The 10,968-nt window shown below is 66.1% G+C and carries 10 protein-coding genes and 4 pseudogenes; 7 read left to right on the top strand and 7 right to left on the bottom strand.

All coding sequences use genetic code 11. From position 1 onward, the window contains the following. On the bottom strand, positions 1–758 hold a 758-nt coding region (gene panC, locus NW75_RS17450; RefSeq protein ID WP_033966459.1), incomplete at its 3' end, for a pantoate--beta-alanine ligase. A 78-nt stretch (positions 759–836) separates the two neighbouring features. Between panC and NW75_RS17445 the strand changes: the two genes are divergently transcribed. From NW75_RS17445 to NW75_RS27935, 7 genes and pseudogenes are all read left to right on the top strand, one after another. Next, the gene (locus NW75_RS17445) at positions 837–1,631 is read left to right on the top strand and encodes a division plane positioning ATPase MipZ (RefSeq protein WP_033966458.1); all 795 of its coding nucleotides are present in this window, start codon (positions 837–839) and stop codon (positions 1,629–1,631) included. Continuing rightward, entirely contained in the window at positions 1,631–1,882 is a 252-nt protein-coding gene (locus tag NW75_RS17440) for a molecular chaperone DnaJ (protein ID WP_033966457.1), read from the top strand. The genes NW75_RS17445 and NW75_RS17440 overlap by 1 nt, the downstream gene beginning before the upstream one ends. Positions 1,883–1,940: 58 nt before the next feature. Further along, a complete protein-coding gene (gene pgmG / locus NW75_RS17435) occupies positions 1,941–3,338 on the top strand; it encodes a phosphoglucomutase/phosphomannomutase PgmG (protein ID WP_033966456.1) in 1,398 nt (465 codons plus the stop codon). Positions 3,339–3,583: 245 nt separating this feature from the next. Then, entirely contained in the window at positions 3,584–4,306 is a 723-nt protein-coding gene (locus tag NW75_RS17430) for a 3'-5' exonuclease (protein WP_033966455.1), read from the top strand. 66 nt (positions 4,307–4,372) lie between these two features. Further along, the gene (locus NW75_RS17425; RefSeq protein WP_033966454.1) at positions 4,373–5,893 is read left to right on the top strand and encodes a sensor histidine kinase; all 1,521 of its coding nucleotides are present in this window, start codon (positions 4,373–4,375) and stop codon (positions 5,891–5,893) included. 2 nt (positions 5,894–5,895) lie between these two features. Continuing rightward, the gene (locus NW75_RS17420) at positions 5,896–6,339 is read left to right on the top strand and encodes a response regulator (protein ID WP_033966453.1); all 444 of its coding nucleotides are present in this window, start codon (positions 5,896–5,898) and stop codon (positions 6,337–6,339) included. Next, positions 6,336–7,378 (top strand): annotated as a pseudogene (locus NW75_RS27935) (sensor histidine kinase). Before NW75_RS17420 ends, NW75_RS27935 begins: the two are co-directional and overlap by 4 nt. A gap of 6 nt (positions 7,379–7,384) precedes the next feature. Here NW75_RS27935 and NW75_RS17410 read toward each other — a convergent pair. The 6 genes and pseudogenes from NW75_RS17410 to NW75_RS17395 all read right to left on the bottom strand — a co-directional run. Further along, positions 7,385–8,149: a class I SAM-dependent methyltransferase gene (locus tag NW75_RS17410; RefSeq protein ID WP_033966452.1), complete on the bottom strand. Its 765-nt coding sequence runs from the start codon at positions 8,147–8,149 to the stop codon at positions 7,385–7,387. A 75-nt stretch (positions 8,150–8,224) separates the two neighbouring features. Further along, positions 8,225–8,782: a TolC family protein gene (locus tag NW75_RS26795; RefSeq protein ID WP_331386181.1), complete on the bottom strand. Its 558-nt coding sequence runs from the start codon at positions 8,780–8,782 to the stop codon at positions 8,225–8,227. Then, positions 8,736–8,894, bottom strand: a pseudogene (locus tag NW75_RS27930) (efflux transporter outer membrane subunit); the annotation flags it as partial. The gene NW75_RS26795 and the pseudogene NW75_RS27930, both read right to left, overlap by 47 nt. Beyond that, entirely contained in the window at positions 8,888–9,613 is a 726-nt protein-coding gene (locus NW75_RS26790) for a TolC family protein (protein WP_231565277.1), read from the bottom strand. The pseudogene NW75_RS27930 and the gene NW75_RS26790, both read right to left, overlap by 7 nt. Further along, positions 9,610–10,730 (bottom strand): annotated as a pseudogene (locus tag NW75_RS17400) (HlyD family secretion protein). Before NW75_RS17400 ends, NW75_RS26790 begins: the two are co-directional and overlap by 4 nt. Positions 10,731–10,734: 4 nt before the next feature. Further along, positions 10,735–10,968 (bottom strand): annotated as a pseudogene (locus NW75_RS17395) (MFS transporter); the annotation flags it as partial.

Here is a 10,968-nt window from a genome sequence, read left to right as displayed (position 1 = left end):
TCCGACCCCGCAGTCAGCGTGGCGGCATCGACCAGTTCGACATAATCGACCTCGAAACCGGCGGTATTCAGCGCTTCGCGCGCAGCCGCCAGCGCGCCCTCGGCGTCGCCGCCGCGCGCAATCGCCTTGGCCGCCACGCCGAGCGCACGCGGCAAGGCAACGGCTGCCGCACGCTGCGCCTCATCCAGATAGATGTTGCGCGACGAGAGCGCGAGCCCGTCATCGTCGCGCTGCGTTGGCACGCCCTGGATCTCGATCCCGAAATCCAGATCGGCAACCATCCGGCGAATCACCGCGAGTTGCTGGAAATCCTTTTCGCCGAACAAGGCGATGTCGGGGCGGACCTGATTGAACAGCTTCGCCACCACCGTCGCCACGCCATCGAAATGGCCGGGCCGCGCGGCCCCGTCGAGCCCCTCGCTGACCCCGGACACTGAAATGGTGGTGGCAAACCCTTCAGGATACATCGCCTCCACCGGCGGCATCCACAACAGGTCGCACCCCGCCTCCGTCAACAGTCGCGCATCCGCCATCTCGCGCCGGGGATAGCGCGACAGGTCCTCGTTCGGCCCGAACTGGCGCGGGTTGACGAAGATCGACGCCACCACCTTCCGGCCCGGCCGCTTCGCCGCCTCGATCAGCGCGAGGTGGCCGGAATGGAGCGCGCCCATCGTCGGCACGAGCGCAATGCTCGCGCCTTCGCTACGGAAATCGGCGATCCCAGAACGGAGCGCTTCAAGGGAACGGATGGTTTGCACGGATGAGTGGCCTTCGGTAAGGACGGGCGCGCCTTCTATGAGGCGTGATCCAACCGGACAAGACGGGAAGCAAACACGTTGGCGACTGCTGCGCGAAAGCCACACATCATCGTCTTTGCCAACGAAAAGGGCGGCACGGGCAAATCGACGACGGCGGTCCATGTCGCCATCGCGCTGGCGGCGCGCGGTGCGCGGGTGTCGGCGCTGGATCTCGACCATCGGCAACGCACGATGGGCCGCTATTTCGACAATCGTACCGCGACGATCAAACGCACCGGCCGCGACTTGCCGACTCCGCGCCACACCACCCATGACGGCGAAAGCCTGGCGCGCTTCACCGAAAGCTTCGATGCGCTGGCCGAGGGTGCGGACTTTCTGGTGATCGATACGCCGGGTCGCGACGACCGTTTCGCGCGCATGGCCTCCGCCCGCGCCGATACGCTGGTAACGCCGATGAACGACAGCTTCGTCGATTTCGATCTGATCGGCCAGGTCGATCCCGAAAGCTACAAGGTCACCCGCCCGAGCTTTTACGCCGAAATGATCTGGGAAGCGCGCAAGGCCCGCGCCAAGGCCGACGGCTCGACGATCGACTGGGTGGTGCTGCGCAACCGCGTCCAGCATATCGAGGCGCGCAACATGCGCCGCGTGTCCGAAGCGCTCGATCAGCTCGCCAAGCGTGTCGGCTTTCGCATCGTGCCGGGCCTGGGCGAACGCGTCATCTACCGCGAGCTCTTCCCCAACGGCCTGACCATGCTCGATTCGGGCGAGTTCGGTGCCATGGGCCTGGCGCACGTCGCCGCGCGCCAGGAATTGCGCGAGATGATGGGCGCGCTCGCGCTGCCGGAACCGGTCCCGCCGCTGTTCGCATAATGGGCAAGATTCTTTTCTTTGCGGCGGTCCTGCTCGGTGGCTGGTGGCTGCTGCGCGCGCGACCGAAGCCGACGCTGCGGCTCGACGAAGCCGAAGCGCGCGCCGTGCTCGGGGTGGCGGCCGATGCCGATGCGGCGGCGATTCGCGCGGCGCATCGGCGCTTGGTCGGCGCGGTCCATCCCGACCGAGGGGGCTCGGCCGATCTCACCCGGCGGATCAACGCCGCGCGCGATCTGCTGCTCCGACACTAGCCATTGAACTTTACCGGGTTTCACCGATTAGGCACGCATCCAACCAACAGGAGCTATCATGACGCACCGTTTCGACCCGACGTCCTTGCGCGAATATGACATTCGCGGGATCGTGGGAAAGACGCTCGGCACCGCCGACGCCGACGCGATCGGTCGCGGTTTCGGCACGCGCGTGCGCCGCGCGGGCGGCACGCGCGTCGCGGTCGGCTATGATGGCCGCTTGTCCTCGCCCGAGCTGGAAGCGGCTTTGGTGGGCGGCCTCACCGCCGTCGGTGTCGATGTCGTGCGGATCGGCATGGGGCCGACGCCGATGCTCTATTATGCCGAGGCCACGCTAGAAGTGGATGGCGGCATCGAGATAACCGGCAGCCATAATCCCGCCGAGTATAACGGCTTCAAGATGGTCTTGCAGCACAAGCCGTTTTTCGGCGCGGACATTCAGGACCTTGGCCGCATGGCGACGGAAGGCGACTGGGATGTCGTCGCCGATGAGGCCGACCGCGGCACCGTCTCCACCGCCGACATTGAGGACGATTATGTCGGTCGTCTGGTCGCGGGCTATGCCGGGGGCAGCTACAAGATCGGCTGGGACGCCGGCAATGGCGTGTCGGGCCCGATCATCGAGAAGCTCGTCAAGCTCCTGCCGGGTGAGCATCACTTGCTGTTCACCGATGTCGACGGCAATTTTCCCAACCATCACCCAGATCCCACTGATGAAAAGAACCTGACCGACCTGAAGCGCCTCGTCGCCGAGAAGCAGCTCGATTTCGGACTGGCTTTCGATGGCGATGGCGACCGCATCGGCGCGATCGACGGGCAGGGCCGCGTCATCTGGGGCGATCAGATTCTGTCCATTTTGGCCGAACCTGTGCTGAAGGAACTGCCTGGTGCTGTGATCATCGCCGATGTGAAGGCATCGCAAATGCTGTTCGACCGCGTTAGCGAGCTCGGCGGCAAGCCGCTGATGTGGAAGACCGGCCACAGCCTGATCAAGATGAAGATGAAGGAAACCGACAGCCCGCTGGCGGGCGAGATGAGCGGCCACATCTTCTTCGCGCACGAATTTTACGGTTTCGACGACGCGCATTATGCCGCCGTCCGCCTGATCCGCGCAGCGCACATGATCGGCAAGTCGATCACCGATTTGCGCGGCGCGATGCCGGCCTTGGTCAACACCCCCGAAATGCGCTTCCAGGTCGATGAAAGCCGCAAGTTCGCGGTGGTCGAGGAAGTGCTCGACCGGCTCGAGGCGGCAGGGGCCGACGTCAACCGCACCGATGGTGCGCGAGTCAACACCGCCGACGGCTGGTGGCTGCTGCGTGCCTCCAACACCCAAGACGTGCTCGTCGCGCGCGCCGAGGCGAAGGATCAGGCCGGGCTGGATCGCTTGCTCGGCATGATCGACGACCAGCTCGCACTCAGCGGCCTCGTCCGGGGTGAGCAAGCGGCGCACTGAGGAGATTGGTTCGCGCAGAGGCGCGGAGGACGCAGAAGGGTTTTCACGCGAAGGCGCGAAGCCACTAAGATGGATTTTCCGCGAGGCGGTTTATCCACTCACTTGTCCGGCGGACCGCCGGACAAGGACTCCTTCGCGCCTCCGCGCCTTCGCGTGAAAAATCCTTCTCCTTCTCCGCGTCCTCCGCGCGAACAAACCCTTCTTCTCCGCTCGCAATCCGCAGCAGAACACGCCACCTAGTCCCAATGCCCCCGCCCCCACCCCAGATCATCCGCGTCATCGACCTTGAAACCACCGGGGAAGCCCCGCCCGTCCACGGCGTGTGCGAAATCGGCTGGCAGGACGTGGCATTAGGCACCGATGGTCGGTGGGAAATCCATGGCGAAGGCGGCGCGCGGCTGGTCAATCCCGGTCGCCCGATCCCGCCGCTCACCCAGACCATCCACCATATTCTCGACGAACAGGTCGCCGATGCGCCGTTCTGGCACGATGTCGCGCGCGCGGTGCTCGATCCCTATCCCAAGCGCGTCGCGCTCGCCGCGCACCGCTCGATCTATGAAGAGAAATTCTGCAGCCCGGCGCTCACCCGCAATGCACCGTGGATCTGCACCTGGAAATGCGCGCTGCGGCTGTGGCCGGACAGCCCGACCTTCTCCAACCAGATGCTGCGCTATTGGCGCAAGCCCGAGGGGCTGATCCACGAACGCGGCCTGCCCGCGCACCGCGCCTTTCCCGACGCCTATGTCACTGCCTTCCACTTGCGCGACATGCTGAACGCGGTCGGCATCGACCAATTGCTCGCCTGGTCGAGCGTGCCCGGCTTGCTGCCGCGCGTGCGCCAGGGGCCCGATCGCGGCAAGGAGTGGAGCGAGGCAAGCGACGAGACCATCGCCACCATGCTGGAGGATCGCGACGAGGACGTCCGCTTCACCGCCGAGACCGAGCGCGCGCGCCGCCGCGCTGCCTAACCACTTGATCCAGGTCAACAACCGCTGGCTGGCGTTTCGCGCAAGGCCTGCGTAAGGGCGGCGCATATGTTCGAACGCATCGTTCAGGGATTTGGCATTGGCGAAGGGCGCATGCAGCGCTTCCTGCTTACCTGCATGGGGCTGGGCTTTGCCGCGCTGATCGCGGTGGGCGTGGCGGCCGGCTGGTCGACCGCGCGCAACGAAGGCCATACGCGCGACGTCAACCACACCTATGAGGTCGAACTCGCGATCGACCGCGCGCGTATCCTGGTGGAACAAAGCGAAACGTCGCGTCGCGGCTTCGTCTTGACTGGCGAGCAAGTCTATCTCGACACCTACCGCGCCGGGATGGCGACATTGCCAATGACGCTGGCGCGGATCGCCGCTCTGACGCGCGACAATCCCCGCCAGCAACGCAATATCGCCAACCTGCGCGTGCTCATCGCCGATCTGACCGCACAGCGCGAACGCACGATTGCGGCGATCGTGCGCGGGGACCGGCTCGGTGCGCTAACGCTGTTTCGCGATGAAACCAGCGCACGCCGGATGCGCGCCGTCCGCCGTGTGGCCGATGCGATGGTCGCCGAGGAGCAACGCCTGCTCGCCATCCGCGACGCCGAACAACAGGCGAGCGTCCGCATCTTTTATGCCACGCTCGCGCTTGCCGGGCTGTTGCTCGTTCTGGTTGCCCTGATCTCGTTGCTGACCGTGCAGCGTTACACCCGCGACCTCGCCGCCTCGCACGATGCACTGCGCGATTTCGCCGATACATTGGAGGATCTGGTCAAGGAGCGCACCGCCGACCTGACCCGTGCCAATGACGAGATCCAGCGTTTCGCCTACATCGTGAGCCACGACCTGCGCAGCCCGCTGGTCAATGTGATGGGCTTCACCGCCGAGCTGGAAAGCGCGACCGCCACGATTGGCGACCTGATCGATCGGGCCGAGCAGCGCGCGCCCGACATCGTCACCGAGGACGCCCGGCTGGCGGCGCGCGAGGATTTGCCCGAGGCGATCAAATTCATCCGTACCTCGACGCAGAAGATGGACCGGCTGATCAACGCCATCCTGAAGCTGTCGCGCGAGGGGCGGCGCGTCATCGTCCCCGAGCCGCTCGACCTCGGCTCGATGGTCGATACGATCGGCGCAAGCCTGACGCAGCAACTCGACCATCGCGGCGCGACGCTCGCGATCGAGCACCCGCTCCCGGCGATCGTCAGCGACCGGCTTGCGATCGAGCAGATCCTGTCCAACCTCATCGAAAACGCCGTGAAATACCTCAGCCCCGATCGTGCGGGGCAGATCGTGGTCCGCGGCCAGCGCGACGGGCAGCGGGTTATGATCGAGGTTGAGGACAATGGTCGCGGCATCGCCGCCAGCGACCATCAACGCGTGTTCGACCTGTTCCGCCGCTCGGGCAACCAGGATCAGCCGGGCGAAGGAATCGGTCTGGCCCATGTCCGTGCCTTGGCGTATCGCTTGGGCGGCGTGATCGAAATGGCGTCGGAACTGGGTCGGGGTACCACCTTCCGGCTGAACCTGCCGGCCAAGCTCGACATGACCAACGGCGATTCTCGGGAAAGCTGAATATGAACGACCACCAAAGCGTCAGCATCATCATGATCGAGGATGATGAAGGCCACGCCCGCCTGATCGAAAAGAACATCCGCCGCGCGGGTATCCTCAATCACATCACCCATTTCACCGACGGTACCACCGCACTCGACTATCTGTTCAACAACGCCGCCGGCCCGCAGCGCAACGGCCCGGCGCTGGTGCTGCTCGATCTCAACCTGCCCGACATGAGCGGGACCGACATTCTTGCCAAGATCAAGGCCGCCGACGGCCCGCTGCGCCGCACCCCCGTGGTGATGCTGACGACCACCGACGACAAGATCGAGATTCAGCGCTGCTACGATCTCGGCTGCAATGTCTACATCACCAAACCGGTCAATTACGAAAGCTTCGCCCAGGCGATCCGCCAGCTCGGGCTGTTCCTGTCGGTGATCCAGGTCCCCGAGACCGAGGGGTGAACCGAACCGCCCCACCTGCGGTCCTGTATATCGATGACGATGCGGGGTTGCGGCGGCTCGCCGCGCGCACGCTCGCGCGCCATGGCTATGCGGTGACGGTTGCCGAAGGCGGTGCCGAGGGCGTCGCACTCGCGCGCAGCCAACCCTTCGACCTGATCGCGGTCGATCACTATATGCCCGGCATGGACGGGCTGGAAACGCTCGAGCAGCTCCACACGCTGCCGGTGATGCCGCCGGTCGTTTATGTCACCGGCTCCGAGGAAGGCCGCATCGCCGTCGCCGCGTTGAAGGCCGGGGCCGCCGACTATGTCGTGAAGACCGTCGCGTCGATTTCTTCGATCTGCTCGCCAGCGCCTTCGCGCAGGTGCTCGAACGCGCGGCGCTCGAGCGTGGCAAGGCCGCCGCCGAAGACCAATTGCGCGCCAGCAACGCCCGGCTTGAAGCGCTGCTGCGCGAGGTCAACCACCGCGTCGCCAACAGCCTGCAACTCGTTTCGGCGATGGTGCGCATGCAGGCGACCGCGCTCGATGACGACAATGCCCGGCTCGCGCTGGAAGACACGCAGCGCCGCATTACCGCGATCGCGCAAGTCCACCGGCGGCTCTACACCAGCAACGATGTCGAACAGGTCGACATGCGCGAGTATCTCGGTGCCTTGGTCGATGAACTGGGCGAGACCTGGTCCACCCCGGCGGCACCGCGCACGCTTCGTCTTGCCGCCGAACCGATTCGGCTATCGACCGATCGCGCGGTGTCGCTCGGCGTGATCGTCACCGAGCTGGTCAGCAACGCCTGCAAATATGCCTATCCCACCAATGGCGGCGAAGTGCGCGTCTCGCTGCACGGCGATGGCGACGCACACTTCCGGCTCGCGGTGGAGGACGATGGCATCGGCATGAAGGCAGACGCTGCCCCCACCGGCACGGGCGTGGGCACAAAGCTCATCCGTGCGATGGCGCAAAGTCTGCAAACCATCGTCGAATATGACACCGGCGCGCAGAGCGGCGTCCGCGCGACGCTGCGCGCGGCGCTCGACTAAGTCCGCTCAGCGCGGCTTGCGGAATTTGTAGACGAACTGGTCGGTGTGCCCCCGAATGGAGGGGTCGAAGACGTTGGCACTGTGGTCGTCCGCCGGATTGCGCAGGACATCGCTTTCGCCGACGAACTCGAACCCCGCTTTCACCACCTCCGCCTTGACCGCCGCCGGATCGATCCGGTGCTTGGTCGAGGTGCCGCTAAGGCCGGTGCCCGCGGCGTCGGCATGGTCGATCACGACATAGCTACCACCGGGCTTCAGCGCCCTCAGCACTTCGGCATTCAACTGATCGAGCGCGGCTTCGCCCCCGTTATTGGCGACGTCGTGATAATTCTGGACGGTCCACACCAGATCGACCGGTTCAGATGCCGCCACGATGCCCGAGCCCAGCACCTTGGTGGTCACATTGTACAAATGCAGCGCGTCGAGCGCGGCTTCGCCCTTGGCGGCGGATTGGGCCGAAGCGGCCGGCCAGATCGCATAAACGTGCCCCGCCTTGCCGACCGTGCCCGAGAAGATCCGCGTCCAATAGCCACCGCCCGGGATCCAATCGAGCACCTCGTCACCGGGCCCCACACCAGAAAAGGCCAGCACCTCTGCCGCCTTGCGCCGCGCGTCATCGCCCGCTTGATCGGCCCGCGCCGGATTGGCCAGCCCGGCGGCAACGGCACGTTGCGTTTCCTTCGGCGAATGTTTGGAGGCGGGCTCAACCGCTGCCACTGCCGCCGTTGCGACCAGCGCCGTCACCGCCAACCCCGTCAAAACACCGCGCATGCTGTTTCCCCTCACCGTTTGCGCAAATCTACGCCAACAGGCCGCCCCGAGTCACGCGAAAGAGAGGCCACGCGCTTACTCCGGACCGTCCCGGTCGGTGACGACACCGGACCAACCACCCCCCATCGCCTGATACAATTGCACGCGCGCGGCCAACGCATCGCTCCGCGTCTGGATCAGCGCCAATTGTGCGCCGAGCAAGCCGCGCTGCGCATCCAGTTGCTCGAGATAGGGGGAATAGCCTTCGCGATAACGGTTGGTCGCCAATCGCAACCCTTCGGCGAGCGCAGCACGCTGCCGTTCCCCCGAGGCGACTTGCTCGTCCAATCGGTGCACTGCCGCCAGCCCATCCTCGACATCGCGAAAGGCACCCAAAGCGACGCGGCGATAAGCGAACGCCGCCTGGTCGCGTTGTGCGCCCGCGGCATCGGCTTGCGCGGTCAACCGGCCGCCCTGGAACAATGGGGCGAGCACACTCCCACCGAGCGACCATACCGTGATCGGATTGGTGAGCAGCGTCGAAAAACGCCGCGCCCCCCGCCGCGCCGAGCCGCAATTGCGGTAGGAAGCGCTTGCGCGCCGCGGCCAGCGAACTGTCGCTCGCAGCCAGTTGATATTCGGCTTGTGCGACATCGGGGCGGCGGCGCAGTAACTCCGAGGGAAGGCCCTCCGGCACCGGTGGGGCGACCAGTCGATCCAGCGTCGTGCCGCGCGCCGTCGCGACCGGAAGCGCGCCGGTCAGCACGCTGAGCGCATCCTCGCGCGCGCGATCGCAAGCGCGATTTGCGGCACGATCTGCGCGGTCGCTTCATATTCGGCCTGCGCCTGTTCGAGCTCGAGCTTGGGCGAATAGCCGTGCTCCACCCGCGAGCGCGCGATCCGCAGCGATTCAGCGCGCGCCGCCAGCGTCGATCGCGCGACCTCAAGGCGCGCGTCGAGCCCGCGCAGCGTGAGGTATCCGCTGGCCGTTGCGCCCGCGACCGACAACCGCACCGCATCGCGCGCCGCCGCGCTCGCCAGATAGGCGTCGCGCGCCGCCGAGCGCTGATCGGCCAGACGCCCGAACAGATCGACCTCATAGGCGACTTGCAGCTTCGGTTCACCTGCGGTCTGCTTCTCCGGCTGACCGAACGCGTCGACTTCGCGCGAGCGCGCGCCGCTGAGACTGGCGTCAAGCGTCGGCAGCAATTGCGACCGCGCCACTGCAACATTGGCGCGCGCCTCGCGAACCCGCGCGACCGCGACGCCGATATCGGTATTGTTGGCCAGCGCCCGCTCGACCAGCTCGGTGAGGACCGGATCGCCAAAGCCCTGCCACCATGTCCGGTCTAGTGGGGCAACCGGACCGGGATCGGTGCGCCACGCCGGTGCCGGAGCAAGCGGTGCCACCGTCGCCGTCTTCACCGTCGGCCCGGCACAGGCGGAGACCGCCATGGCCAGCAGCACAGTCGCGCGGCGGCTCATCGGCGGGGGTTTCCGTCGGTATCGATGCTGACCACCACCGACATGCCCGGTCGCAGCCGCGCCGCCAGCGCCTGCCCCGGATCGATCGCCACGCGCACCGCAATACGCTGCGCCACCTTGACGAAATTGCCGGTGGCATTGTCGGGCTTCAACACCGAAAATTCCGATCCTGCAGCGGGCGACAGGCTCTGCACATGGCCGGTCAAGCTGGCATTGCCCAGCGCATCGACGCGGAATCGGGCGCTTTGCCCAGGGGCCATGCGATGCGTCTGCGCTTCCTTGAAATTGGCCACCACCCACACGGTGTGGGGTACGAGGAACAGCAATTGCGTGCCCGCCGTCACATAGGCACCCTGTCGGACGCCGATTTCCGACACTTGTCCGTCGGTCGGTGCACGGATGATGGTGTTGTCGAGATCGATCTGCGCGAGGCGCAATTGCGCCTTGGCGGCATCGACCGCTGCTTCCAGCCCGCCGCGCCCGACCGCGACCGTGCGCACGTCCTGCGTACCGATCGCGCGGCTGGCCTGCGCCTGCTGCACCGCCGCACGCGCTGCCAGCAGGGTCGCACGAGTCTGGTCGAATTCGCGCGTCGAGATCGATCCGTCGGCGACCAGCGCCTGCGCGCGCTTCATGTCGGCTTCGGCGCGCGTCAATTGCGCTTGGCATTCTCGATCCCGGCCTCCTGACTCAGGATCGCGACTTCGCGCGAACGTCGCGCCTGGGCGGAATTGGCCAGCGCCGCCTCCTGCGCCGCGACATTGGCCTGCGCTTGCGCCACCCGCGCGCGATAGATGCGGTCGTCGATCGTGGCCAGTACCTGACCCGTCTTCACCTCGGCGAAATCCTGCACCGGCACGCTGGTGACATAGCCGCTGACTTGCGGGCTGATGATCGTCACGCGGCCGCGCACATACGCGTTGTCGGTTTCCTCGGCCCAGCCCGCGAACGGCGGCAATTGCCATGCATAGAGGATGATGACGATCGCAACGACCGCCAGCGCGACGATGGTGATCGTCGCCGGACGCGATTTGACGGGCGGGGCCCAGCCGCGCGGGGCCGCAACCTGCGGATCGGGGGCGGTGGCCGTCGGTGTCGATGGGGAAGCGTCGCTCATTTCATTATCCCTGGTGACCCTGGGCTGCCTGGGTTTGTTTTTGTTGCAAGAGCAGAATCGGCGATATCTCGCCGCGCCGCCGGATCGACCAGCGGATCGCATAGCCCCACACAGCCGTCAGCGCAGCCAGCACGCCGACCAGCAGGAAGACGTCGTTAAACGCCAGGATATTGGCTTCGCGCGCCACCTGTTGCGCCAGCAGCGCGGCCCCTTCCGCACTGCGCAACGCCGGGTCGCC

Source organism: Sphingomonas sp. Ant H11 (genome assembly GCF_000797515.1).
GTDB lineage: Bacteria > Pseudomonadota > Alphaproteobacteria > Sphingomonadales > Sphingomonadaceae > Sphingomonas.
Note: the sequence above shows the minus strand (reverse complement) of the source record. Positions and strands in the feature narration are given on the sequence as shown.

Coding starts and splice junctions, on each gene's coding strand:
- NW75_RS17440 (WP_033966457.1), top strand. CDS start 1,631: ATGGGCAAGATTCTTTTCTTTGCGGCGGTCCTGCTCGGTGGCTGGTGG.
- pgmG (WP_033966456.1), top strand. CDS start 1,941: ATGACGCACCGTTTCGACCCGACGTCCTTGCGCGAATATGACATTCGC.
- NW75_RS17430 (WP_033966455.1), top strand. CDS start 3,584: ATGCCCCCGCCCCCACCCCAGATCATCCGCGTCATCGACCTTGAAACC.
- NW75_RS17425 (WP_033966454.1), top strand. CDS start 4,373: ATGTTCGAACGCATCGTTCAGGGATTTGGCATTGGCGAAGGGCGCATG.
- NW75_RS17420 (WP_033966453.1), top strand. CDS start 5,896: ATGAACGACCACCAAAGCGTCAGCATCATCATGATCGAGGATGATGAA.
- NW75_RS17410 (WP_033966452.1), bottom strand. CDS start 8,149: ATGCGCGGTGTTTTGACGGGGTTGGCGGTGACGGCGCTGGTCGCAACG.
- NW75_RS26795 (WP_331386181.1), bottom strand. CDS start 8,782: ATGTCGCACAAGCCGAATATCAACTGGCTGCGAGCGACAGTTCGCTGG.
- NW75_RS26790 (WP_231565277.1), bottom strand. CDS start 9,613: ATGAGCCGCCGCGCGACTGTGCTGCTGGCCATGGCGGTCTCCGCCTGT.